Source organism: Paenimyroides baculatum (assembly GCF_008629655.1).
GTDB classification, from domain to species: domain Bacteria; phylum Bacteroidota; class Bacteroidia; order Flavobacteriales; family Flavobacteriaceae; genus Flavobacterium; species Flavobacterium baculatum.
In genome coordinates, this window is the sequence record NZ_VWSG01000011.1 from 1 (window position 1) to 24,567 (window position 24,567).

Annotated in this window: 21 protein-coding genes and 1 pseudogene; 15 read left to right on the forward strand and 7 right to left on the reverse strand. The window is 34.8% G+C overall.

What is annotated here, in order from left to right:
* Positions 1-159: 159 nt before the first annotated feature.
* Complete coding sequence (locus F0460_RS13005) at positions 160-1,734, forward strand: DUF262 domain-containing protein (RefSeq protein WP_150013905.1); 1,575 nt, start codon at positions 160-162, stop codon at positions 1,732-1,734.
* Between the two features lie 259 nt (positions 1,735-1,993).
* Here F0460_RS13005 and F0460_RS13010 read toward each other — a convergent pair whose 3' ends face one another.
* The gene (locus tag F0460_RS13010) at positions 1,994-2,218 is read right to left on the reverse strand and encodes a CDGSH iron-sulfur domain-containing protein (RefSeq protein ID WP_091523308.1); all 225 of its coding nucleotides are present in this window, start codon (positions 2,216-2,218) and stop codon (positions 1,994-1,996) included.
* Between the two features lie 150 nt (positions 2,219-2,368).
* Here F0460_RS13010 and F0460_RS13015 point away from each other — a divergent pair.
* Positions 2,369-3,004, forward strand: a pseudogene (locus F0460_RS13015) (IS3 family transposase); the annotation flags it as partial.
* 263 nt (positions 3,005-3,267) lie between these two features.
* Here the strand turns inward: F0460_RS13015 and F0460_RS13020 are convergent.
* Positions 3,268-3,681 carry a helix-turn-helix domain-containing protein gene (locus tag F0460_RS13020; RefSeq protein WP_150013911.1) on the reverse strand — a complete coding sequence of 138 codons (414 nt, stop codon included), beginning with the start codon at positions 3,679-3,681 and terminating at the stop codon, positions 3,268-3,270.
* 651 nt (positions 3,682-4,332) lie between these two features.
* On the opposite strand from F0460_RS13020, the gene F0460_RS13025 reads away from it, so the two are divergent.
* Genes F0460_RS13025 through F0460_RS13040 form a run of 4 tightly spaced genes read left to right on the forward strand, consistent with a single transcriptional unit; the run spans position 4,333 to position 7,002 of the window.
* Positions 4,333-4,896, forward strand: coding sequence for a hypothetical protein (locus F0460_RS13025; RefSeq protein WP_150013914.1), 564 nt, complete (start codon positions 4,333-4,335; stop codon positions 4,894-4,896).
* Positions 4,877-5,923: a hypothetical protein gene (locus tag F0460_RS13030; RefSeq protein ID WP_150013917.1), complete on the forward strand. Its 1,047-nt coding sequence runs from the start codon at positions 4,877-4,879 to the stop codon at positions 5,921-5,923. Before F0460_RS13025 ends, F0460_RS13030 begins: the two co-directional genes overlap by 20 nt.
* A gap of 4 nt (positions 5,924-5,927) precedes the next feature.
* Entirely contained in the window at positions 5,928-6,473 is a 546-nt protein-coding gene (locus F0460_RS13035) for a hypothetical protein (protein WP_150013920.1), read from the forward strand.
* Positions 6,460-7,002 carry a hypothetical protein gene (locus tag F0460_RS13040; protein WP_150013923.1) on the forward strand — a complete coding sequence of 181 codons (543 nt, stop codon included), beginning with the start codon at positions 6,460-6,462 and terminating at the stop codon, positions 7,000-7,002. The genes F0460_RS13035 and F0460_RS13040 overlap by 14 nt, the downstream gene beginning before the upstream one ends.
* Before the next feature lie 199 nt (positions 7,003-7,201).
* Here the strand turns inward: F0460_RS13040 and F0460_RS13045 are convergent, their stop codons facing one another.
* Both F0460_RS13045 and F0460_RS13050 read right to left on the reverse strand, forming a co-directional pair.
* Positions 7,202-7,681 (reverse strand): LexA family protein, encoded by a 480-nt coding sequence (locus F0460_RS13045; RefSeq protein ID WP_223810818.1) that lies wholly within the window; start codon positions 7,679-7,681, stop codon positions 7,202-7,204.
* Complete coding sequence (locus F0460_RS13050; protein ID WP_150013926.1) at positions 7,654-8,907, reverse strand: Y-family DNA polymerase; 1,254 nt, start codon at positions 8,905-8,907, stop codon at positions 7,654-7,656. The genes F0460_RS13045 and F0460_RS13050 overlap by 28 nt, the downstream gene beginning before the upstream one ends.
* A gap of 482 nt (positions 8,908-9,389) precedes the next feature.
* Here F0460_RS13050 and F0460_RS13055 point away from each other — a divergent pair, with 482 nt between their 5' ends.
* From F0460_RS13055 to F0460_RS13070, 4 genes are all read left to right on the forward strand, one after another.
* Positions 9,390-9,695, forward strand: coding sequence for a hypothetical protein (locus tag F0460_RS13055; protein WP_150013929.1), 306 nt, complete (start codon positions 9,390-9,392; stop codon positions 9,693-9,695).
* Between the two features lie 484 nt (positions 9,696-10,179).
* Complete coding sequence (locus F0460_RS13060) at positions 10,180-11,310, forward strand: DEAD/DEAH box helicase (RefSeq protein ID WP_150013932.1); 1,131 nt, start codon at positions 10,180-10,182, stop codon at positions 11,308-11,310.
* Positions 11,311-11,320: 10 nt separating this feature from the next.
* Positions 11,321-11,746 (forward strand): cold shock domain-containing protein, encoded by a 426-nt coding sequence (locus F0460_RS13065; RefSeq protein WP_150013935.1) that lies wholly within the window; start codon positions 11,321-11,323, stop codon positions 11,744-11,746.
* A 28-nt stretch (positions 11,747-11,774) separates the two neighbouring features.
* Positions 11,775-11,966 (forward strand): cold-shock protein, encoded by a 192-nt coding sequence (locus F0460_RS13070; RefSeq protein WP_150013938.1) that lies wholly within the window; start codon positions 11,775-11,777, stop codon positions 11,964-11,966.
* 85 nt (positions 11,967-12,051) lie between these two features.
* On the opposite strand, the gene F0460_RS13075 is transcribed toward F0460_RS13070, so the two are convergent.
* Positions 12,052-13,110: a 3-oxoacyl-ACP synthase III family protein gene (locus tag F0460_RS13075; RefSeq protein ID WP_150013941.1), complete on the reverse strand. Its 1,059-nt coding sequence runs from the start codon at positions 13,108-13,110 to the stop codon at positions 12,052-12,054.
* A 559-nt stretch (positions 13,111-13,669) separates the two neighbouring features.
* On the opposite strand from F0460_RS13075, the gene F0460_RS13085 reads away from it, so the two are divergent.
* The 4 genes from F0460_RS13085 (at position 13,670) to F0460_RS13100 (ending at position 20,450) form a co-directional block, all read left to right on the forward strand.
* Positions 13,670-16,468 carry a TonB-dependent receptor gene (locus tag F0460_RS13085; protein ID WP_150013947.1) on the forward strand — a complete coding sequence of 933 codons (2,799 nt, stop codon included), beginning with the start codon at positions 13,670-13,672 and terminating at the stop codon, positions 16,466-16,468.
* Positions 16,468-17,463, forward strand: a complete 996-nt coding sequence (locus F0460_RS13090) for a metallophosphoesterase (protein WP_150013950.1) — start codon at positions 16,468-16,470, stop codon at positions 17,461-17,463. Before F0460_RS13085 ends, F0460_RS13090 begins: the two co-directional genes overlap by 1 nt.
* Entirely contained in the window at positions 17,460-18,512 is a 1,053-nt protein-coding gene (locus F0460_RS13095; RefSeq protein ID WP_150013953.1) for a phytase, read from the forward strand. The genes F0460_RS13090 and F0460_RS13095 overlap by 4 nt, the downstream gene beginning before the upstream one ends.
* An 87-nt stretch (positions 18,513-18,599) precedes the next feature.
* The gene (locus tag F0460_RS13100) at positions 18,600-20,450 is read left to right on the forward strand and encodes an META domain-containing protein (RefSeq protein WP_150013956.1); all 1,851 of its coding nucleotides are present in this window, start codon (positions 18,600-18,602) and stop codon (positions 20,448-20,450) included.
* 61 nt (positions 20,451-20,511) lie between these two features.
* Here the strand turns inward: F0460_RS13100 and F0460_RS13105 are convergent, their stop codons facing one another.
* The gene (locus F0460_RS13105) at positions 20,512-23,292 is read right to left on the reverse strand and encodes a GEVED domain-containing protein (protein ID WP_150013959.1); all 2,781 of its coding nucleotides are present in this window, start codon (positions 23,290-23,292) and stop codon (positions 20,512-20,514) included.
* 452 nt (positions 23,293-23,744) lie between these two features.
* On the reverse strand, positions 23,745-24,110 hold the full coding sequence (locus F0460_RS13110) for a helix-turn-helix domain-containing protein (RefSeq protein WP_150013962.1): 366 nt from the start codon (positions 24,108-24,110) through the stop codon (positions 23,745-23,747).
* Between the two features lie 190 nt (positions 24,111-24,300).
* On the opposite strand from F0460_RS13110, the gene F0460_RS13115 reads away from it, so the two are divergent.
* Positions 24,301-24,528: a hypothetical protein gene (locus F0460_RS13115; protein WP_150013965.1), complete on the forward strand. Its 228-nt coding sequence runs from the start codon at positions 24,301-24,303 to the stop codon at positions 24,526-24,528.
* Positions 24,529-24,567: the final 39 nt, after the last annotated feature.

The following is a 24,567-nucleotide window of genomic DNA, read 5'->3' on the forward strand; positions in this document are numbered from 1 at the left end:
GTCCTTTACAAAATTCTCTGCTGATTTCTTTTTTGGTGTTGCCATAATTAAAGTTACATTTTTTTATGAAAACACTCCTTTAGTTTCTTTTATAAAATGTCTACTTTTTGCTGACGATTTACATATTTATGAGTTATACATAATTATTTAAAATACACTATGGCAGAAAATTTATCGATTAGAAAAATTATAGATAGAGTATTAAGTGGTGAAATTAGAATTCCTGCTTTTCAAAGGGATTTTGTTTGGACTCCAGATCAAATTAGTTTTTTATTAGATAGTATTTATAAAAATTTCCCAATTGGAACAGTCTTTCTTTGGAAAACTAGTTCAAGATTAGAATCAGAAAAAGATTTAGGTAATTTTACTATACCTGACCCTCGTAAAGAGCATCCTGTTTATTATGTTTTGGACGGACAACAACGAATAACTTCACTATTTAGTGTTTTTCAGACAGAATTAAGCCCAAATAATAATTATGAATGGTTAGATGTGTTTTACGATTTTGAAGCAAGTGATGACATTCAAGAAAGTAAATTTTTAGCATTACAAAATAGTGAAATAATTGAAGGAAGACATTTTCCAATGTCAGTGATATTTGATGCAAGCAAATTTTTTGCTGAGGCTTCTAAACTTGATGATACTAAAAGAGATGAAATTTTAAGAGTTCAACAAATGTTTCAAGAATATTCATTACCTACTCAAGAATTTGAAACAGATAGTAAAGAGAGTATTGCAATAGTATTTGAAAGAATAAACAGGGCTGGAACTCCACTAAATACATATCAACTATTGACAGCTTGGAGTTGGAGCGCTGATTTTGACTTACAAGAGGAGTTTAATGAGTTATCAGATGAATTAAAACCGTTCGGTTTTGGAAATATATCTCAGGATAAAGACTTACTTCTAAAATGTTGTAGTGGAATAATAAAAGGTGATACTTCACCAAAGACAATTATATCATTGACAGGAGAAGAAGTTCGGCAAAACTTTTCAAAAATTAAAAGTGGCATAATTGGAGCAATTGAATTTCTTAAGGATCAACTTAAGGTACACTCTTTAGATTGGATGCCTTACCCATCGATGATAGTTTCACTTTCGGCATTTTTTGCTACAGATAGAGTTAGTGGTCAGACATATTCTGATAAGCAAAGAAAACAAATTATCAAATGGTTTTGGAAGTCAAATTTTTCAAGAAGATACAATTCTGGGATTCAAGATAAACACAAAACGGATATTCGAAATCTAAAAGATTTATCAGTAGATGAAAATAAAGAGATTGCAATTTTCGATTGTAATATTGATCCAAAATTTTTCTTGGAAAGCAATTTTACAATGGGTACTGTTAATACAAAAACGTTCGTATTAATGTTAGCAAATTCTTCTCCTAAGTCTTTTATATCAGGAGCGAATGTTCGTTTAGGAGAGGTTTTAAAAACAGTTAATAGAAACGAATTTCATCATATATTTCCTAAAAAATTCTTGGAAAGACAAGGAGTAGATAAAAAAACAATCAATTGCTTAGCGAATTTTTGCTTTTTGAATAATGCTGATAATCAAAAAATTAAAGATAAAGATCCAAAAGTTTACAAATCTTTATTACCAACATCCGATATCAATTTAATAATGAATTCTTCACTTTGTCACGAAAATAGTTTAGATTTAGAATATCAGCCATTTCTTGAAAAAAGAGTAGAAATTTTAGTTTCAAAAGCAGAAGATTTAGTGAAATAACTAACGCCTTTGGATTGTTTAGAAATAAATTAGCACTAGTATAAATCTTGCAAAAAAAAGTTGACAACCTTACTTTAAAATGATCTATATTTTGTAAAAGGCTCAAAAATCGGTTACAAATATTTCTCTATAATATTTAAATCCTCATGAATAGAGGAACTCGGGACTTGAGTGAGTGTCTAGTGCCTGTTCCGATCGTTATCGGGAAAGAGGGTCACAATAAAAAAAGCCTTACATTTCTGTAAGGCTTTGTGTTTAGTTACACTTTTTTAGGCGGAAGGTCAAAAGCAACGGCATTGTGCTCAAAATGTCCTTTATGTGCACCGTCGCAAAAAGGCTTGTTTTTAGACAAACCGCATCTACAGATTGATAGTACTGTTCTGCCTTGCAATCCGTAAGCGTTTCCGTTTTTATCTACAATTTCGAAATCTCCTTCAATTTTTACCGACCCGTTGTCGTTAATGGTAAGTTTTGTTGTTGACATAGTTGTATAGGTTATTAGTTTACCACAAAACTAGGAATAATGTTGGTGATTTTTACTAGCTCCATTCTATTTAGAAACGTTCCTTTTAAGACATAATTTAATTAAAAAAAGGTGTAGTTATTTTAGGACGGGTCATCGGAACATAAATTACTAATTAGGCAAAGAAGAAGAAATGTTGTAACAACAGACTCCAGACATTGGATGAGGAAATATAGTAATTTAGTAAAGAACTTAGTCGTAACAAGGCCTGAGCAGGTTTGGGTAAGTGATATAACATATATACGACTAGGCAATCAATGGGGTTATCTTAGTTTAATAACAGATGCTTATTCAAGAAAAATAATGGGATATTGCTTCCGTGAGGATTTATCAGCCGATGGTTGTATTGAAGCACTTACTATGGCAGTAAATAACAGGCTTTATCATGAATCCATAATTCATCATTCTGATAGAGGATCGCAATATTGCTCACATAAATATGTAGATTTATTGCTCTCTAATAACATAGCTATAAGTATGACAGAAAAAGGTGATCCCTATGAAAATGCAATGGCAGAAAGGGTTAATGGAATAATAAAAATGGAATTTAACCTGTATGAAAGCACATTAGGTTTTGATCAGACAAAGATTAAAATTAGTAATAGTATTAAATCTTATAATGAATTGAGACCACATGCAAGCTGTGATTATTTAACTCCAAATGCTGCGCATTTACAGTCAGAAAAATTAAAGAAAAGATGGAAAAACTATAATAGAAGTTTTAATTATCAAAACTCCCTTGTATAGTAAGTTTAGGATTAAGATCAATTGGTGTATAGCTATAACAGGATTTAATTAAAAATATGTATAGTTATTTTAGGACGGGTCACCGAAAATTTTTCGGTTTACCAACAGTGGGGATACTAAGTAGATACTGTATGGATAAAGCATGGATAGTGCATGAAATACATTTTCGGTAAAAATGTGTATAAATAGAAAATTCGGCTATCTTTCTTCAAAATAGCCGAATTTTCTACATTCTGTATAATAGTATATTTTATGCTTGAAATCTACTTTTTCAAAAGTTGCTCCAAATAGGTGGTTTTCTCTTTTTCCGCCTGTAAAAGACGTTCATATAATTTCTTGTTTTCATCGTACGCTTCTACCAGTTTGTCTAAAGGATTGAAGGTCGGCATCACATTTATTGCATTCAATGTTGATGAATCATTACTGTTAAAAGTATTGTTAGTGATAACGTTTAACATCTTTTCATCCGAATATTCTTTAATGGCGTTTGCAGGTACTTCTAATGCGTTGGCAATTTCGTTTAGCTTGGCATCGTCTAATTCTTCTGTATTCTCTATTACCGACATCTTCTGCTGGCTGATGCCTAGCAGTTCGGCAAGCGTTTCCTGTTTCATTCCCTTCATTTCGCGTATGCGGCAAATGTTGCGTCCTAAATGCTTTTTTTGAGTCGTTTCCATAAGGCCTCCGTTTTTTGATAAATTCAAATATACTGATTTTTTTGATAACAAAAAAACTATGCTGCAGTTAACATGGCTATATAATGCGCTCAGATTCTGTGGTAACTAATTACAGAGTCATTAGGATTTTCAAAAAAAAACTGAGCTGACTAGTTAGGAGAATAAAAGCGCCATTATCCGTAAAACGAGTGTCAACATTTTGAATAAAAGGAAAGAATCAAATACGACCAGCGGGAGCGAAATCGCAGATTCATGAATACCATATCATTAAATAAGCGATAATGAATAATATTTGATTTCCTTTTAGAAAAATAAAGTTGACCGTTTTAAGGATAGGCAAGACCAAAAATAGATTTTTGTTTCTTTTGATCTTTCAAAAGAAGAAAACAAACTTCCCGATGTGCTATGTTAGTCAAAATGACGCTTCTCAATTGAATAAGCTATTTATGAGAATATAAGAGTAGTGGAGCCTATACGTTTTGTTTTTTTGTGCGGCAAAAGAAAGAGATTTAGTTTAAGGGGTAGGTTAAAAACGAAGAAAACCGCCTGTCGGTATTTTACTACATCGTCGTGGTAAGATACATAACTTTATGGTGCGCTACATACAAACGGTTGCGCAACTTTGACTTATTCAACTTTAAAAATCTTAATATGAAAAGTCAAGACCAATATACAATCCCCGCAGAAATTCCCGATTCTTTAAACATCTTCATCAGCGAATGCAAACGGCTTTCACAGGTACAGCTCATTTTTTATACTCTTGTTACAAACAGCAAACTGAAAATGTTGACATTGGTAGTTGCTAAAGATACTAACGGCGATACCCTTGCAGTTTTGCACAGCCACATTAGTATGTTGGATGCCTTAGCACAGCATGATACTTTGATAAGCGTAAACTACCATACCGTGGCACCGTATTTTTCGCACTTTCATTTTAGTTTTCTGCAATTGTACCTGCAACCGTGCTTTGTAGTATTTGCCGATAATCCCAAACGTTGGAATGGTGTGTTTCAAAATTTTTATGGTACAGATAAAAACAAGTCAAAACAGTTTTTTGTGAACCATTCAGCTACAGTAAGCCAAAAAGCAGACGATGCCGTAAACAGTTTTGTAAAACCTTTGATGAACCGCAAAATGTATCAGGCAGCAAATGTAGCGCTAAACGAAGTTTTTGCTTATTATTTGGAAACTGCTAATGAACGTTTTACTTCCTAAATCGGTACATCAAAATTTTACTGCCTCACAATTCCAACTGTTTATAGAAAAATACTACCCGCATTTCGCTAAAACCCTGAATAGCATTTTAAAAATAAAGGCAATGCCTTTTCAAGATCCTGCCGAATATGTAATTGGCGAATCGCAGCAGCATGGTTTTCAAAAAAAGATAAATAAAGTACTGCGCTGTTTGAACAACGGTGTGGCAGAATTAAATGCTTTTCACCATAATTATCTCGATCAGGTTATTTCAGAACCACAAGAAGATAAATTGATTACGCAGCAGCTGGTTTCGTTCTTAACCACCCATTACAAGCTGGATGCGGTGTATGTATTGGGAAAAACTAAAAACAACAATAATAATCGCTACAGTTTCAATCTGCTGTTGCTGAGTGATAAGTTGAACATTCAACAGCACGATGCCGTTGTTCGGAATGTTTCAAGCCATTTTAAAGGCAGGGTTCAGCTGTGCTGTTTGATACATTCAACCCATTGGCTGCAAAAACATCAGAAACAGTTACAAGGGTTTATCGTTAAATATATGGTGCCCGAAAGCAGGGTGTATCTTAAAAACAGCCTTGTGTGCAATGATACCTTACAACTGTTTGAAAATACAACGCAACTCCAGACCTATTGGCAGCAGCGCTTAAATTATATTGAACCGCTGTTTGTAGCGTTTCAGCAGCGGGATCTGGTGTACAGGCACGGACACATATTGCTTCTTAAGAACATTTTTCAGCATTTGGTGCTTGCGCTCTTATACCAGCACATGCACTACGTACCTTCCATGTACAGCTGCAGGTATCTTATGCACTTGTTTCAGTCGTTTGTACCCGATGTCTGCCAAAAATGTATTGCCGGTGAAGATATAACCGAAGTATTGAACCTGGTGAACACACCGGTAGAATTTTTCCCGCAACCCGAAACAGCACCACTGCCTTGTACGCAACAGGTCTTTGCAAAGGCATTGTGCCTTTGTGAAAAGCTGTACAGCGAAATACAGAATAATCAACTTTTAAATAAATAAAATTATGAAAAAGGTAAAAATTTCCTTCGATGCCCATATCTGGAACATACAGGTAATCAAAAAACCGTCCGAATTGTTAAAAGCTGTTTTTCGGTACATTCATCCCGCGGAATTGAAAACAGAGTTAAACGAGATGATGAAGTATTCCTTTAATGGAAAAATACGAAAGAATGAAAGTTCCTCTACTTCTTTACTCACATTTAATATCCTGCGGTCAATTATTCGGGTGAGTTATAGTTTATACGCTAACCCTAAGAAAAAACTGCGTAAGAAAACGACATGTGCATCTGACTCCAATGAATATAATTTGTTTATAGGCAATCTCACATCCGAAGAGTATGCAGATCCTCTCGTAACATTCAAGAATGTTTTTAAGAAGCAGTCTTTTGAACAAATAGAATTTGATTTGTTTGATATCGTAGAACATGCATTATCAAAATCTGTAGACAACCCGTCAGACGATATAAGTATTTCTTTTATTAATATCCATCGGTTGTTGGATGCTTGCTGGCTAATCTATAAAAGGGAAAACGATTATGAAGACGCATAAATTTTCTTTAGACTCACATTATTGGACACAAGATGATGTCGAATGTCCTTATCAGTTAATCCGGCTGCTTAAGCATCTTGCCAGTGTTTCGTATTACCGGAAACAGTTGCGTTATTACTGCTGCTATACTTTAAGTCATACAATGTACGGTAGAGAAAGTGTTTCCGATGTACTGTATGATACGGTTGTGCTGCAGTCTTTGTTCAAAGCGGCTTACAAAATCTATCTGAATCCATCAGAATTTAAAAAAATGAATCTCATGGTAAGCGACGTTACACGTCAGGAACTGATGGAACTGGAATATTTAAATGAAGAAGAATTTAAGAATCCCTATTTGGTTTTCGAAACCGTTTTTTATTCCTTTAGTCTCGATCGCGTATGTAAATCAATTTTTGATTTGGTCATGTCTGCTATGAGCGAAACAGATTTTGGTAAAGACTACAGTTGCAGTATATCAATGGTTAATTTCTTTAAAATGTTAGAAGCTATTGAAATTATCCAGAAAAGGGATGCAAATAGTTATTCGTAAAATAGGAATCTAATAGGCTAAAAAAAAGATAGGTTAAATCTGCTCAAACCGAGAATAGTAAGTGATAATTCGGAATATAATTCCATGATACCTTAACGCCAATCTTCGCTAGGTAGTTTTAAAATAAATGCTAGAAATGCGGAGCTTAATAAAAATTTGCCTTTTTAGGATATACTTTTCAAAATAGAATTAGATAAAGTTACCTCCGTTTTTTAATATCTCTCACCAAAGCATCTACAACTCCTAAAATAACTACTTCGTCATTTTCATTGATTTGTACAGAATTGGCATATTCCGGGTTTAGTGCTACCAGTTTAGAATTTATTTTATCGTATCGTTTTAAAGTATATTCAGATGAATTGATTGATACCACTACATCATCGCCGTGTTGAGGTTCGTAATCTGATCGTAAAATCAAAATATCGTTTTCCAGATAATCCGGATACATCGACAAGCCTTTTACTCGGTTTATAAAAGTAGATTCTATTTTAGAAAGATACAGCTCGTCTAGACTTATGCGGTCGTTCAAAAAATCTTCTGCAGGCGAAGGGAATCCCGCATTCACACCTTCATGTAATTGAACGTAATGCTTTTTGCCATTGGTATTAATGGGTAAATATTCTAATTCGCTGTCAAATTTTATAAACTGTATCATTGTACTTCTAAAATATCGTTCCATTTTGTGGTGTAGTTCGCACTTAAATGATCCTGACGCATTTTCCAAGTTTTATCTAATGCCTGCGAACCCAGTTTTAATTTCTGTGTTCCGTATTTAGAGTTCAGTTTATCTATCGTCTGCATTATTTCACGATGTTTAAAGGGTTCTTCTTCGAACAAATTAAACTGTTTTTCATTTTCCGGAGCAATTCCTCCTACAATAACACCGGCTTTTTTGTAATGGAAACCGGCTTTAAAAATAATGTCCAAACCTTTTTTGGCGTATTTGGCGATTTCAATATCAGAATTCGTCGGGTAGGGAATACTCACATTGACCGATCTTGAATACTGTTCCTGTTGCTCGTTAAACCGGTTGGTGTAAACAAAAACGGTTACCAGCTGGCATGTTGACTTCTGCTTGCGAAGTTTGGCAGCACAAGTTACGGCAAAAGTGGTAATGCGTTCAGCAAGATATTCCTTATCGGTGTAAGTAGTGTCAAAAGATCGGGTGGTGGCAATATGTTTTTTCGATTGTAATTCTTCCAGCTCTAAAACCGAAATCCCTTCTAATTCTTTCTTTAATCGAAGTCCTACTACCGAAAACTGCCTTCTTACATATTCATCGGGAAGTTCCGTGAACTGTATGGCTTTGTGAACACCTTTGTTTTTTAGTTTTTTAGACATGCGTCTGCCAATTCCCCAAACATCTTCAATGTTTAACCATTGCAGTGCTTTTAAGCGTTTCTCGTCAGTATCGATCAAATAAACGCCTTCTAACTGGGGAAATTTCTTTGCGATATGATTTGCCGCTTTTGCTAATGCCTTGGTTGGAGCGATGCCTATACAGGTTGGAAGAAGTGTTTTTTGTAGAATCTCCCGACGTATTTGTTTGCCGCATTCATCAAGTGGCTGTGTAGAAAAATTATTGAAATGCAGAAAACACTCGTCGATAGAATATACTTCAACTTCGGGCGTGTAATTTTTAAGGATACGATACACCCGGCTACTCATATCGCCATACAAAGCGTAATTCGATGAAAATACGTGAATGCCTAATTCTTTAAACTTGATTTTGTATTCAAACGCAGCCGCAGCCATAGGAATGCCCAGTTTTTTTGCTTCGTTAGATCGCGAAATAACACACCCGTCGTTATTACTTAAAACAACAATTGGTTGGTGGCGTAAGGTTGGGTTGAAAATTCGTTCGCAACTTACATAAAAATTATTACTATCTACTAAAGCATACATTTTACAAAATTATCAATTTATAAAACGCAATAAAGTTAAAAATGTGTCGTTTTAGTTTAGCAAGTTTTTTAAAAGAAAAAAGAGGTTGCAGCAAGCGCTAGCAACCTCTTTTATTAACCAAAAAAAACACTTATGAAGTTACAAATGTAGAACATATTGTTTTTAAAAACCTTAATGTAGATTAATAAATTACGTTCAATTGCTTTCTTGTAAAATATTTATTCAAAAAATAATAATGAATTAAAAAGTATAGATTTTTAACAATAAAAACATATTCCATTGGCATAAAATTTGCTTGTATATACTTGAGAATAAACCGCAGCCTTTACAATGTAGCAGGTATTCTTATTAATACAAATTAGGTTTTAACTTAAAGAAAATAAGTGCGGTTATCCAAAATTAAGCGGGTGTAAAAGCCCGCTTTTTATATTTTACTTCGGGTTTTGCGTAGAAATGTTGTACCTTCACAAAAATTACATACCATGAAGTTAGATTATATGTTGCAGGTTACAAAGGTAGATAGTTGCAGTGATGCCATTTTACATTTGAAAGAGATAGGTATTAATTGCGAAGCTTTTTTTAATAAGTTACAATTAGTGAAATTTAGTTTAGATACTAATATTTTTATAGAATTTATCAACAAAGCGGGGAAAAACAGTTTTTTTGATTCCAACGGAATTTTAATTAACAACAAAGCGCAGTCTGCTTTTGGCTATAAAGTAAAGGTAGATTATCATTATCAAGGATATTTAGCAACGCAAAAAAGTTGTGGAAGCATCCTTATTTAAAGCGTAATTGCTATATTTTAAGAAGAATACCCATTTATTGGAATTTTTTATATATCTTTGTAAAGAATTTATTGACAGGCTTTTGTATTTGCCTCTTCTGAAACAGTCTAAAACATCCATTTTTTCTCTCTCAGTTTTGCTTTTTTCAGTTGCCACATTTTAATTTTATGAACATTTAGTTGGCACATCTGATCATTTTCAGATTAATGAAAAAGCAATTATAGCATCATCTTTTTACTTATCGGTAAATAACAGCAATTAACACGCTGAGATCTATTTTGTTTTCGTTTGAATAAAATCAACCAAAATACTAAACGTTAAATCGTTTTAATGCGTTGTAAATAAAGCAGAACAACAAAGAGTAATAATTTAAAAAGAAATTTGACAATAACACGTCCAAGCTTTTTAAAAAGTATCCCGCCAATTGTATCTTTTGTATATAATTGTTGAGATATGAAAAATGCCGGTATTCCGGTGAGAAACTATGAATTTTACAGATTTAAATATTATACCGCCTATCATGAAGGCTGTAACCCAAGCGGGATACACCAAGGCAACCGAAATACAGTACCAAACCATACCACATATACTTAACGGAAACGATGTAATTGGCTGTGCCCAAACAGGAACAGGAAAAACGGCATCGTTTGCTATACCGGTATTACAATTGTTAGATAAAAATCCGGCAGAAAAAAAAGGTATTCGTACATTGATATTAACGCCTACAAGAGAGTTGGCTATACAGATCAGCGAAAACTTTAAAACCTACGGAACGTTTTTAAATTTAAAGCATCTGGCAATTTTTGGTGGCGTACCGCAAGGAAAACAAATTGCTGCTTTAGACAGAGGTGTAGATATATTAATTGCAACTCCGGGAAGACTTTTAGATCTTATCGGTCAAGGTTGTATTAAACTATCGCAGATTGAAATATTGGTGCTTGATGAAGCCGACCGTATGTTGGATATGGGTTTTGTGAACGATGTAAAAAAGATTCTTACAAAAGTTCCTGCAAAAAGACAAACCCTGTTTTTTTCGGCTACCATGCCGCAGGAAATCCGCAAGTTTGCTCAATCAATCCTTAATAATCCTAAAGAAATAAACGTTACACCGGTATCTTCAACAGCAGAAACCGTAAAGCAATCGGTTTATTATGTTGAAAAAGCAGAGAAGTTAGATTTGCTGATTCACATTTTAGAAGATCAAACAATACACCGTTCACTGGTTTTTGCACGAACAAAACACGGAGCAGACAAATTGGCTAAAAAGCTGATAAAATCTGGTATTCACGCAGCTGCAATACACGGAAACAAATCGCAAAACGCCAGACAAAAAGCGTTGGAAGATTTTAAGAATTCAAAAATCCGCGTTTTAATTGCTACCGATATTGCTGCAAGAGGTATCGATATTGACGAACTGCCGCATGTGGTTAATTACGAATTGCCAAACGTACCCGAAACGTACGTTCACAGAATTGGTAGAACCGGACGCGCAGGTTATGAAGGGGTTGCGATTTCTTTTTGTGATACCGAAGAGAAAAAAGACCTTAAAAACATTCAAAAACTAATAGGCTTTAATATGCCTGTGGTTAAGCAAAATATAAAAATCAACAATTAAAAGATAAACTATGGCAGATTCTTTTTCTAAAAAAGAAAATAATAAGAAAAAAACTAAAAAATTACAAGATAAACAATTACGCAGAGAAGACCGTAAGGACAATAATAACAAAGGCAAAACTCTGGACGACATGATTGTTTATGTTGATGTAAACGGTCATTTTACAGAAGTTCCGCCGCATCTTCAAAACAGAGATGCAGATTTGGCAAAAGCAAAAAGAGCTCAAGAATCGGCAGTAGATCCTAATGCAGATTTTACAGGGATTGTTACCTATTTAAGCGAAAAAGGATACGGATTTATTACCGAAGACAAAACGGGTGAAAATGTATTTTTCCATGTTGGGCAAACAACTCAAACGGTTGAAAAGCATAACAAAGTGAGCTATAAAAAAGAAATGACTCCGAAAGGATACAGAGCAATAGATATTAAAAAGTAACAGAATAATTAATTTAAATAAAAAAGAGATGCAAGAAGGCACAGTAAAATTTTTCAATGAAACTAAAGGTTTTGGTTTTATTTCACAAGCAAACGGTAACGAAGACGTTTTTGTACACAATTCAGGTTTACTAGAAAATGTACGTGAGAACGACGAAGTAGTATTCGATATCGAACGCGGACAAAAAGGTTTAATGGCAGTAAACGTTAAAAGAAAATAATAACAAACTGTTTTGTTAAAATTTAAACGGGGTATATAAGCAATTATATACCCCATTTTTTATGGTTTTATTTTACAATTTAGGTTTAGAACTTATACACAAACGCATTAATATTCATACCGGCACCTACCGATGCAAATAAAACAACATCGCCCTTATTAATTTGGTGGTCGGGTAATTCGTTATTTAAAATCATGGTAAGCAAAGACGGAATGGTAGCCACGCTGCTGTTGCCAAGTTTGTGAATTACCATTGGCATTATATTTTCAGGTACAGAAGTACTGTAAAGCTGATAAAAACGGTTCACGATAGCCTCGTCCATTTTTTCGTTTGCCTGGTGAATAATGATCTTTTTTAATTGATCTATGGTATATCCGCTGTCGTCAAAACACTTTTTCATGGCATTTGGAACATTCAACAGGGCAAATTCATAGATTTTTCTGCCGTTCATTTTAATAAACTTTGTATCAGGGCAGCTTTGATTGTTGTACGATTTTCCAAAATTCAGATAATCTTTCTCTTTCATGGTAAACGAAGCAGAAAGGTGCGATTTTAAACCGGAATCGTCGGTACTGATCTCTACAATCGCAGCGCCGGCACCATCGGCATAAATCATACTGTCTCTGTCGTGAATATCAGAAACCCGCGAAAGCGTTTCGGCACCTATCACCAAACAGCGTTTTGCTATACCGGCTTTAAGAAAAGCATTTGCTTGTATCATTGCTTCAATCCAACCGGGGCAACCAAAAAGTACATCGTAGCCCACGCAGAAATTGTTCTTTATTTTTAAAAGATGCTTTACACGCGACGCTAAACTCGGCACCATATCAGATTGGATCGTTCCAAAACGAACATCGCCAAAATTATGTGCAAATATGATATAGTCTAAAGTTTCTGGATCAATTCCCGAATTTTCAATTGCACGCTGTGCAGCAATAAATCCAAGATCCGAAGTAACCTGATCGTTTTGCGCATAACGTCTTTCTTCAATACCCGTAATCTCTTTTAGTTTATCGGCTATTGTAGCATTATCTTGTTGTAGTATATGCCCACTTTCATCTAAAAAATGATGTTTATCAAAAAATAAATTAGTAATGGTTTGCGAAGGGATGTAATTTCCCACCCCAATTATTTTACTTGTCATTTAAAATACCACTTTCTGCAATAAACTTTTATAAGTAAAGGATAAGTAAAGTGATGGCGTAAAGATAACGATTTAAATACATTTTTTAGTATGTTGGCGTTATATTTAACGGTAACAACACGTTAAGTGGATCCCGTTATTTGCAAAAACAAAAATTATAATTGTACCTTTAAATAACGCAAGTGTAAATTTAAATCATGTATCCGTATCACAATAAAATAAAGCAACGAATAAAAAATGGCGAATTAACAAATTTTGAATTTGTTGAGAAATATAATAACATAAGCCCGTGCTTGGTGCTTTATTTTAGTACCGAACCTTTTATAAAACCGATTAGGGAACATCGTTTTGAAGAATATCGATTGCTTTTAAATATTGAAGAAAGTCAGAAATAATGCGGTGTATCATATTAAAGCAACGTTGCTTTTTACACATTCCTTAACAATTCATTCATATGATTATAGTTTTACTTAACGGTTCAATAATCTACAGCTAACGTTCTAATTTTGTTTGATAGGTAGTTTTGTGCAAATAATTTTTTGAAGCCAAAACTATAAAAATGAAAAATTTTTACATTTTAGCCGCATCTTTAGTAAGTGCATTGACATTTGCTCAAAATGGGGTAATTGCCGGAAAAATTACCGATGGAGACAACCAGTTTTCTTTACCCGGAGCAACAATTAAAATCGAAAACTCTAACCGCTACACCGTATCAGATCAAAACGGAGGTTACGAATTTTTAAGCCTTCCAGAAGGTACTTACACCGTATATGTAGAATATATTGGTTACGTAACTGCAGCACAAGAAGTAGTAGTTACAACAAATGTAACAACAACCGCAAACTTTCAACTTTTTACAGGATCCGAAGAATTAGAGGAGCTTGTAATTATGGGTGATTTTCTTCGTGGACAGGCAAAAGCGTTAAATCAGCAACGTAACAATGCCAATATTACCAACATTATTTCGTCTGATCAGGTTGGGCGTTTCCCAGATGCCAACGTAGGTGATGCGTTAAAACGTGTGCCGGGAATCACCATGCAGAATGATCAGGGTGAAGCACGTAACATTATCGTTCGTGGATTATCGCCAGAATTAAACTCGGTAACGTTGAATGGCGACCGTATTCCGTCTGCCGAAGGAGATAATCGAAATGTTCAGATGGATTTAATTCCGTCGGATATGATTTCATCTATCGAAGTAAATAAAACCTTAACTCCGGATATGGATGCCGATGCAATTGGTGGATCTGTAAATCTTGTAACCCGTGCCGTGCCAAACCGCGAGCGTATTTCTGCAACATTATCGGGTGGTTATGCGCCAATTCGCGATAAAGGTTTGTACAACGGAGCTTTTGTTTATGGAAATCGTTTTGCCGACAATAAATTAGGAATTATTGCTTCGGGAACGTGGCAGTCACAAAACTTCGGATCTGATAACGTTGAAGCTGTTTGGGATAAAGACGATAACGGCAATGCGTATTTAACTGAAATGGATATTCGTAAGTACGATGTTCAGCGTGTTCGTAGAAGTGCATCGTTAAGTGCAGATTATGTTTTTAACGAAAACAATAGAATCGATTTCACTGCAATGTACAACTGGCGTGATGACCGCGAAAACCGTTACAGAACGCGTTACAGAGATTTGGAATTACAAGAAGACGGAACCTATATCGGTGAAATCCGCAGAGAAACAAAAGGTGGAATTGATAACAACAGAAACAAAAATACGCGTTTAGAAGATCAACGTGTAATGAATGTCTCGTTACGTGGAGAACATTTATTATCGCCAAAATTAGATATGGATTGGGCGGTTTCTTACTCTAAAGCAAGTGAGGATCGACCAAATGAAAGATACATCGATTTCCGTCAGCAAGATGTGGTAATGGGACAAAATATCGGCGATGGAAACAACCCGTTGGTATATGCTGTTGGTGGCGAAGATCCTAATAATTTCGAATTAAGATCCATCACCGAAAATCATGATTACACGCAGGAAGAAGAAATCGGCGCGAAATTAAACTTCCGTGTACCAATGTCAATTATTCAAGATCAAAAAGGACGTTTGCGTTTTGGTGCGCGTTTACGTTTGAAAGATAAAAAACGTGACAATATTTTCTACGAATACGAACCTTTGACGCCATGGGGAAGCTTGGCTGAAACGCCAAATGTAAACTGGAGTGGCGATGGATTTAATCCGGGATCGCAGTATGCACCAGGATTTTTCCCTGACCGTGCTTTGTTGGGATCGTTAGATTTAGGAAATCCTAACCTGTTCGAATCATCTTTACAGCCTTCGGAATTCCTTTCATCAAACTACAAGGCAAAAGAGCGTATCACCGCAGGATATTTACGTTGGGATCAAGATTTTAACGAGAAAACATCGTTAATTGCAGGTATTCGTTTAGAACATACCGCTATTGAATATACCGGAAACTATGTTATGGACGAGGAAGATTTGGTAGGCGAGATCAAAAACGAAAACGATTACTTAAACGTACTTCCAAGCGTTACGTTAAAACATAAGGTTACCGATAATTTCATATTACGTGCGGCAGTAACAACAAGTATTGCACGTCCTAATTACTATAATTTGGCACCTTACGTAAACGTAATTCCTGCCGATACAGAAATTGCTGCTGGTAACCCGAATTTAAAGGCAACGTATGCGACCAATTTCGACGTAATGGCAGAAAATTACTTTGAAAATATTGGTATCGTGTCTGCCGGTGCGTTCTACAAAAATTTAGATAACTTCATCTATACTTATAACAATACTATTTTTACACAAAGCGATTTTGCTGCACAGTTCCCTAATGTATCAAACCCTATTCCTGCAGGCGAAAACTGGGATTTTACACAAGCAAGAAACGGCGATAAAGTAAGTGTTTACGGTTTCGAAGTTGCTTTTCAACGTCAGTTAGATTTCTTACCAGGGAAATTCTTTAAAAACTTTGGTTTGTATGCCAACTATACCTTCACAAAATCTGAAGCGAAAGGAATTACAAACGAAGACGGAACTGCACGTACAGGTTTAGGTTTACCGCGTACCGCACCACACATGCTTAACGGATCATTGGCTTGGGAAAACAACAAATTCTCTGCACGTTTATCGGCTAACTTCACATCGGCTTATTTAGATGAAATCGGTGGAAACGAGTTTGAAGACAGCTATTACGACAAGCAATTCTTTTTAGATTTCAATGCTTCTTACAAATTTACTCCAAACTGGCGCGTGTTCCTTGAAGCAAACAACTTAACCAACCAACCGTTGCGTTATTATCAAGGTCAAAGCAACCGCATGAAACAAATGGAATATTATCAATCTCGATTTACATTGGGAGTTAAATATGATTTTTAATGAAGAATAGACATCCATTCTACATATTATTTTTATTAGTCATTAGTTTTTATTCGTATGGTCAGGAGCGTCCTGATCATACGCTTAATAAAACGGTTCATCAACATTCTGAAATTCAGGCACCGAAAGGCGGAATTTCGTTTTTGGCTATCGGCGATTTTGGTCGTCACGGCGCTTTCACACAAAAAGAAGTTGCCCGAGATATGGGAACAATTGCCGAAATTTTAGATATGAATTTTACCATTTCTGTTGGCGATAATTTTTACCCTACGGGAGTTCAAAGTACACAGGATTATCAGTGGTTTTCATCGTTCGAAAACATCTATACACACCATTTATTGCACGAACCTTGGTTTGTAGCTTTGGGAAATCATGATTACGAAGGAAGTGTTCAGGCACAGATTGATTACAGTAAGATTTCGAGAAGATGGGAAATGCCTGATCGTTATTTTGAACGATTAATAGAAATTGATAAAGGCAAATACCTGCAACTTTTGGTTATTGATACCAATCCGTTTGTTACAAAATATAAAGCAAATCCCGAGAAATATTTAGGAATAAACGATCAGGATACGAATGAACAATTAAAGTGGATTGAAACCAAACTGGCGAATAACGATCCTAAAATTGTATGGAAAATCGTTGTGGGGCATCATCCGCTTTACACAGGTGGAAAACGCAAAAACGATCAGGAAACCAAAGATACACAATTGATTTTTGAACCAATTTTAGAGAAGTATAAGGTTGACGCTTACATTTGCGGACACGAGCACGATTTGCAGATCATTAAAAAAAGCAACAAAAAAGTAATGCAGTTTTTATCTGGTGCAGGCAGTGAATTGCGCGAAAGTGGAAAAATCGAAGGTTCCCTTTTTGCAGAAGCTGTTCCGGGTTTCATGGCATTCACCCTAACCAACAACATTTTGAAAGCTTACGTAATTCAATCAAACGAAAAAGATTTCAAAGTAATTTATCAAACCGAAATTAAAAAATGAAAAAAGTACTATATCTTTTAGCGGTAACCGCTTTAGTAACATCTTGTAATTCTTCAAAACTGGCTCCGGTAGCAAAAAATGCACTGAAACCAACGGTTGTTACACAGGCAACTCCGCATGATACCGACGATCCTGCTATCTGGATCAATAAAGCCAATCCAACACAGTCATTAATTATCGGAACCGATAAAGAAGCAGCGACTGGCGGTTTGTATGCATACGATTTACAAGGAAAAATTGTAAATAAAGTGTATCCTATGGATCGCCCGAATAACGTGGACATCGCATACGGATTACCATCAAACGGAAAAAAGGTTGATATCGCAGTAGTTACCGAACGTAAAAAAGATCAGATTCGCATATTTTCGTTGCCCGATTTAAAACCTATTGATAATGGTGGAATTGCTGTTTTTGCAGATTCTGAACAAAAAGATCCAATGGGAATTGCATTGTACACCAATCCTTCAAATGGAAAAATTTATGCAATTGTCGGTAGAAAGGAAGGAGTTTCAGGCGAGTATTTGTATCAGTACGAATTAACTGATAGCAAAGGAACTGTTACTGCAAATTTGGTGCGTAAATTCGGAAACTATTCTGGAAAAAAGGAGATTGAAGCCATTATGGTTGATAATGAGTTGGGATATATTTATTATGCCGATGAAACCCAAGGAATAAGAAAGTATTATGCAGATCCTGCAAAAGGAAATGAAGAATTGGCATTCTTTGGACAGAAAGATTTTAAGCGCGATCACGAAGGTATCGCTCTTTATAAAACCAATGATAAACAAGGTTACATCTTGATTTCAGACCAGCAGGCAAACAACTTTGTTGTTTACAAACGCGAAGGAGAAAATGACAATGCAAACGATCATAAAATGATTGCTAAAATTCCGTTTTCAACAATAGAATGTGATGGGGCAGATGTTGTTAATTTTAATTTCGGCGGATCGTTCACCAACGGAATGTTAGTAGCAATGAGCAACGGCATGGTTTTTCATTATTACGATTGGAACATCATTCAACAAGAAATAGACAAACAAGCTAAATAGTTTTGGTTGTGTTTTAAATTAGAAATCCTCGTAAATTCTTTTACGGGGATTTTGTGTTTTTTTAAGTGGTATTAATTATATTTGAATATGTTGAAAAAAATCATATTATTCATAACGCTGTTTATTTTTATGAGTGGTAATTGCCAATTATACCAGCAAGTATGGGGCAGTATGTTACCTATATATACAAAACAAGAAAGACCTTTTTCGCCAATAAAAAAGATTTTAAGTACACCTTATATAACCGAAGTAAATCCTAATACCGGTAATCTTTATGTAGTGGCTGTTGATGGAAGAAAGGTTGTAGAATATCAACAATTAAACGCTATTTCTAAATCAATTTATAAAAATGAAGAGTCGGATCCTTTTTCAATTGAAAGTTTAAAATTTGATTACAATAATGATCTTATTATTTCAGGTAAAACATTAAACCCAAACTTATCTACTTCAGGTGCTTATATCCAAAAAATACTTCAAACAAATTATTCTATTAGTAGTTTTGTGGCTAAAATTACTTTGGATGGCACTATAAAATGGTTTACTTATTTTTATGATATTCCGCAGAACACAATTAGTACAGCTGTTGATAAAGATAACAATATTTATGTTCTAAATAGAAGAAGTAAGACAGATGTGGTTTCGCCATCTTATTTTCAAGAAACAGGAGATCCAAATACTATTATAAGCCATCAGGATGTGATAACTAAATTAGATCAATCCGGTAAACACGTATGGAGTACTTTTTATGCAAAAGATCAATCTAAAATAAATGCAATAATTGCAGGCGATAAAGGATTATACGTTTACGGTATGCATTTGGCAAATAACAATGCGAGTAGTTATTTTGGAACATCAGGAAGTTTTTTAGAAAAAACTTCAGCTACTATAAATAATACTTCTAGTGTTTTTCTCTCGAAGTTTGGTTTTGATGGAGTAAGATTATGGAGTACCTATTTTGGTAATGAGAAGTCACATATACCATTTTCTGTAAGCAGTACTGTGAAGAATCATAGTAACATGACGGTTATAAATGATGATGTTTATTTTATAACAGGATATAATAGTTTCTTTTTAAATAATCACGCTACAAATAATGTGTTTTTGGATAAGCCCTATGCTTCATCGGAAAATCAAACACTCTCAAAGTTTTCTGGCGAAGGTAGCAGACTTTGGACCACTTATTTACCAATGGGTGGTTATTTGCAGAAATCTTTAAGCGGCGATAAATTGTTTATTAGTACAACTGTAGATCAAAAAAGAGTAAATAATATTTTATTAGCCACCCAAAACGCATATCAGTTTAAAAGCAATGGAGCTCAAGATATCTATACGTATTCTTTATCGGTTGATGGTAAAACTTTAGAATATGGTTCTTTTTACGGATTCGAAGGAAATGATGCGGGTTATTCAATTCCTACATTTAATGGGTATTATACTATAGGGCATGCTAAAGATTACTCTGATAAAAAATCCTTTTTTGCTACTGAAGCAGCTCCTTTAAAAGAATTTACTTTTATTGATGAAGGAGTTTATATAGGAAATTTTTTAAGTTACTTTAGTGAAAAAGAAAAGTCTGTAGAAAAAAGTATCTGGACATTTATTGATGGTAAAAAGTGGAAACTTATAAAATTAAATGATTGGGTAGATGATTTTCCAGATGCTTATATTCAATTTGATCTTGCTGAAAAGAAGGCGAGTGGAAACAATGGTTGTAATGATTTTACCGGCATATTTAAACCGGAAAATGAGCGTGCTTTAATTTCCAATTTGCATACTAAGAGAAAAAAATGTAAAAATGATGCTTCTTCAGAAATTCAAACAAGCATGATGAAATATCTGAATGATGAAGAGTTGAGGTTTGATGTGGCTGATCAGACACTAAACTTTTATAAAGACAACCAATTAGTAATGATTTTTGGTTTGATTACTGAACAATAATTAAAAAGAAAAGGCTGTCTTAAATTAGACAGCCTTTTCTTCATTATGTGTTGTATTAAGATTACTTTTTGATAATCTTGTAAGATGCATGCGTACCATCGGTCGCATAAACGTTTACAATGTATAAACCGTTTGAAGCATTTTCAAGATTAATATTCTTTTGATTGGTCTTTAAAATTCTTTGACCAGATGTGTTGTAAATCTCAATTGATTTTACATCGATATCCGTATCAATAAAGAACATACCTGTCGTTGGGTTTGGATAGATTCTCACTTTATCAGCATCAAATTTATCATTACTTGCAGTTATTTGTTTCCATTCCACATTATCAACTACTAAAACTTTTCCATGACCACCACCGTGAATAAATCTAATAGCAACATATTTATGTCCTGCATTTGCTGGAATAGCCTGCGTTGAATGAGATCCTATTGAAGGTGAAAATGGCGGTCCAACAGCAGCAAAAGTTGAAAAATCGGTATTATCTGTCATTGTTCCAATTTGAACGGTAGTACCAGCTCCATTTGTAGAAACAATATCGAAAACTAATTGATGTTGACCATCGATTGTAGAAACTTCTGGTGAAACCAAAATAACATCGTTTGGCTGATTACCACTATAAAGTTGTATTGCTTTATTTGTAGTTCCATTTAAATCAACAGTTGGATAGTTAGGATAGTTTGCTGTCCAACAATTTTCTGGGAATGCTGTAAACGTATCAAAAGTTTCTAAAAAGGTCTGTACTGCTGTACATGGATTTGCTGTAGGAATATTTACAGTAACCGTTAATTCTCCAAATTTGGTTGTATCTGCTACTGAAGTTGCACGAATAATAGCCGTTCCGTTGGTTAATCCGGTAACAAGGCCTGTGTTGTCAACACTTGCAGAAGTACTTCCTGATTGTACTGACCATGTTACCGCTTGGTTTGCTGTGGTAGGTGTTATGGCAGCCTGAAGTTGTAAAGTACCATTTGCTGCCGTAATTGTAGCGGCAACATTGTTTTGAGTAGTTACCGCAACTGTATTAACACTCACCGCTGTTTTATAGATGCAACGAACTGCATGACCTTGACCGCGCATTGCACCTGCTGAAGGATTTGCAATTGTAGATCCTACATAAAAATATTTACCACCTAAAGTAGAGGTTGTTGAACTCCAATAATAACCTCTTTGATCAACAAAAGTATAATTTCCTGTTGATGAACTTCTGTAACCCGATGCAGGTAATTTTAAATTACTAGCAAATGCCGTTGCTGGGTTGCTGATGCTTTCAGCCGTTTTAATTCCTGTCCAATCAGTTTCGGTAGGCATAACCCAACCAGCTCCTATTGCCTTACATGGATCACACCCTTCAGTTGCTGAAGTATTTGAAGACGAAACTGCAGACCAAGTATCTGTTATACTTCCGCCATCCCACCAATCTGTTGATGATCCGATAATGAAAGAGTTACTTGTAGTTGTTAAGCCTGAAGGATTGTTTGTAGTTGGAACTGTTGTAGTTGTAGATGTTCTTTTTTCATGACCGTCATTCCAACGTCCCCATTGATAAACATCACCGTAACTGTTAGCGTCTGTCATGGTAGTAGCAACTTGTGTGCTTCCCAAGTTTTGTTGCAACCAAATGTTTTCATCTGCTCCACGAACAGTTTTATGCGTTTTAGAAACACCATCATACGTAAAAGTAACACAGCCTGTATCTCCTACATTTGGTCCCGGATCAGCACAAACAGTTTGTGGTATCGGCTCCCAATTTGCATCATCCCAATAAAAACCTGCAAATGACGTTCCTGGGTTGCGAATTGCAAGTCGTGCGGTAGATGGAACTGTTGTAGGTACGGTAAGGGTTCTTTCGGCAATTGGGTCGTTATAAGAACTATTGGTTACGTTAATAGTTTGTATAATCACGAATGTAGAAGCATTGGTAATATCGGTAATATAACCGAAATCTAAATTTCCTGATCCGGAATTTGCACGTAGTTTAAATCTGAATTGATGAGTTCCGGCATTGATATTATTCACTTCGGGCATCACAACGATAGACTGTAAGTTGGTACCATAACCAAATTGATAGATGTTGTTTGTGCCTGATGCAGGAGTTGTGTTAGAAATGATCTGATTTGCACCCGTTGCTGTACTAATGCTGTGCCAACATTGTGGTACCACGCCCATATTACAACAAGTTAGTGTAGATGCATCAAAGTTTTCTGAAAAACTGCTTACCGCAGGACATGATCCATTGGTAATATTAAGCGTATAATCTTCTACTTGTCCAAAAATAAAAGGATTTGCACATGGAGTTGGAGAAGGGGCATTGTAGTTTTTCACAACACGCATTCTAATTGATCCAAGAACTGCATCGGTAGGAATAGTAACCGAATGAACCATTTCTATATTATCTGTACCAGTACTGTTAATAATTGCCGTTGTATGTTGATGTTTCTCTGGTTGGTTTATTAACACTTGTTGTGCAGCAGCATTTGCTGGAGTAGCATTAGAAAAGACACCATCGCCGTTCCAGTCAAAGTAAATTGTAATGTAATTTGTATTATTACCGTCGGTATTTCCCTTAACTTTTAAATCATAGGTTTGTCCGCGTTGAACGTTCATTGAAGTTGTAGAAAAATCTTCATAACGTGGAGTACTCGCAGAAACAGTCGCACTAGTAGTATTATTGATAGATCCCGTTCCTGTACCAAATTGTACTGATGTAATTGGTTCTGTAGGTTCGTTTACTGCCCATCCAGACCATGTTGGGGCGCAATAATTTGTTGTTTGAGCGTTTATTGTTGATGTGGAGAGAAGAAGGAATCCCATCATCAATTTAGAATAAAAATTCTTCATTTTTAGATAGATTAAAATGTTGGGAACAAATTTATTTGTAATAAATCTAAATAAAAATAGTAAAATAATTATTGTGAATATTTCATTTTTTAGGTAATGAATAATCGATTAACATAAATATGTTAAGTTAAAATTATTTATAATGATTTTAAATAGTTAATATTTTTAGTGATTGATATTTGATAACTTCAGTAAACACAGGCTTTTTTTAAAATGTAAAACGATCATCCTACAAAAATAGGCCTACTTTGCAATTAATTACAAATAAAAAAAGCAACCTAAAAAGATTGCTTTTGTATCAATATGTATCCTCGACAGGATTCACTAAACGTTTGTTAGGGTTTGGTTTTGTTGATATTTATTTTTTATTGGGTAGTGATTGGGAAGTTTTCAGCACTTCAATCAATTTCTTAATCATTTCGCTGTCTTCTTCGGCTATACTCAATACTACCCTACTTATCATATCTTTTCAGTATTTCAATGAAGGCATCCAACACAACTTCATTGTTTAAAATGGTGCGGACTTTCGTTTTTAAATCTGCATCATTTTTGGTTAAATACGATTCCGCGTCTTCATTAAATCCGTTATTTGTACTTACTTCATTTTTATAAGTTCCGTTTCCGGTTATAAGCCATGTAATATTTAACATTGGATAATGTTCAATAATGCGTGCAATATTAGTGCTGTTTATTCCCGATTCTTCATTCAACAATCTATATATAGTAGTCTTTGAAATGCCCGTTTTCATTAGGAAATCAGGTGTTTTTATTTTTTGTGCGTCTAAAAAGAATTGTAATCTTTTTCCTATTGTATCCATAAATCAAATTGTTAAATTCCCGAAAAAAGGAATATATTTTCCCGTTTTGTTTGTTTATTCCCTTTTTTGTACTAATATTGCATACGTGTTAATACTTATTAATACGTGTATAATACAATATAAAGATACAAAAACGGGAATAATAACTAAATAGTAGTTTTCTATGATAAATCAAAATAAGCTGAATGAGATGAAAGTACTGCTAGGTCGCGGATACTGTACTTCTTTAGCAAATCGGCTAAAAGAAAAAGGTGTGCTGAATTCTAAAGGAACACCTATCTCGCCCGACTATATCAGTCAAATATTTATGGGAAGAATAACCAATATCGAAATTTTAAGTACCATTATTGATGACTACAATTCCCGAAAACGGAATATTTCAAAGGTGAATAGAAAAATAAAGAATCTCAATAAATAAAAAAAGCCAAGGGTGCAACCTTGGCTTAATAGAAATAAA

Excerpts from the sequence above, each read along its gene's own strand:
- F0460_RS13005 (WP_150013905.1), top strand. The coding sequence starts at position 160 with ATGGCAGAAAATTTATCGATTAGAAAAATTATAGATAGAGTATTAAGT.
- F0460_RS13010 (WP_091523308.1), bottom strand. The coding sequence starts at position 2,218 with ATGTCAACAACAAAACTTACCATTAACGACAACGGGTCGGTAAAAATT.
- F0460_RS13020 (WP_150013911.1), bottom strand. The coding sequence starts at position 3,681 with ATGGAAACGACTCAAAAAAAGCATTTAGGACGCAACATTTGCCGCATA.
- F0460_RS13025 (WP_150013914.1), top strand. The coding sequence starts at position 4,333 with ATGAAAAGTCAAGACCAATATACAATCCCCGCAGAAATTCCCGATTCT.
- F0460_RS13030 (WP_150013917.1), top strand. The coding sequence starts at position 4,877 with ATGAACGTTTTACTTCCTAAATCGGTACATCAAAATTTTACTGCCTCA.
- F0460_RS13035 (WP_150013920.1), top strand. The coding sequence starts at position 5,928 with ATGAAAAAGGTAAAAATTTCCTTCGATGCCCATATCTGGAACATACAG.
- F0460_RS13040 (WP_150013923.1), top strand. The coding sequence starts at position 6,460 with ATGAAGACGCATAAATTTTCTTTAGACTCACATTATTGGACACAAGAT.
- F0460_RS13045 (WP_223810818.1), bottom strand. The coding sequence starts at position 7,681 with ATGGAACGATATTTTAGAAGTACAATGATACAGTTTATAAAATTTGAC.
- F0460_RS13050 (WP_150013926.1), bottom strand. The coding sequence starts at position 8,907 with ATGTATGCTTTAGTAGATAGTAATAATTTTTATGTAAGTTGCGAACGA.
- F0460_RS13055 (WP_150013929.1), top strand. The coding sequence starts at position 9,390 with ATGAAGTTAGATTATATGTTGCAGGTTACAAAGGTAGATAGTTGCAGT.
- F0460_RS13060 (WP_150013932.1), top strand. The coding sequence starts at position 10,180 with ATGAATTTTACAGATTTAAATATTATACCGCCTATCATGAAGGCTGTA.
- F0460_RS13065 (WP_150013935.1), top strand. The coding sequence starts at position 11,321 with ATGGCAGATTCTTTTTCTAAAAAAGAAAATAATAAGAAAAAAACTAAA.
- F0460_RS13070 (WP_150013938.1), top strand. The coding sequence starts at position 11,775 with ATGCAAGAAGGCACAGTAAAATTTTTCAATGAAACTAAAGGTTTTGGT.
- F0460_RS13075 (WP_150013941.1), bottom strand. The coding sequence starts at position 13,110 with ATGACAAGTAAAATAATTGGGGTGGGAAATTACATCCCTTCGCAAACC.
- F0460_RS13085 (WP_150013947.1), top strand. The coding sequence starts at position 13,670 with ATGAAAAATTTTTACATTTTAGCCGCATCTTTAGTAAGTGCATTGACA.
- F0460_RS13090 (WP_150013950.1), top strand. The coding sequence starts at position 16,468 with ATGAAGAATAGACATCCATTCTACATATTATTTTTATTAGTCATTAGT.
- F0460_RS13095 (WP_150013953.1), top strand. The coding sequence starts at position 17,460 with ATGAAAAAAGTACTATATCTTTTAGCGGTAACCGCTTTAGTAACATCT.
- F0460_RS13100 (WP_150013956.1), top strand. The coding sequence starts at position 18,600 with ATGTTGAAAAAAATCATATTATTCATAACGCTGTTTATTTTTATGAGT.
- F0460_RS13105 (WP_150013959.1), bottom strand. The coding sequence starts at position 23,292 with ATGAAGAATTTTTATTCTAAATTGATGATGGGATTCCTTCTTCTCTCC.
- F0460_RS13110 (WP_150013962.1), bottom strand. The coding sequence starts at position 24,110 with ATGGATACAATAGGAAAAAGATTACAATTCTTTTTAGACGCACAAAAA.
- F0460_RS13115 (WP_150013965.1), top strand. The coding sequence starts at position 24,301 with ATGAAAGTACTGCTAGGTCGCGGATACTGTACTTCTTTAGCAAATCGG.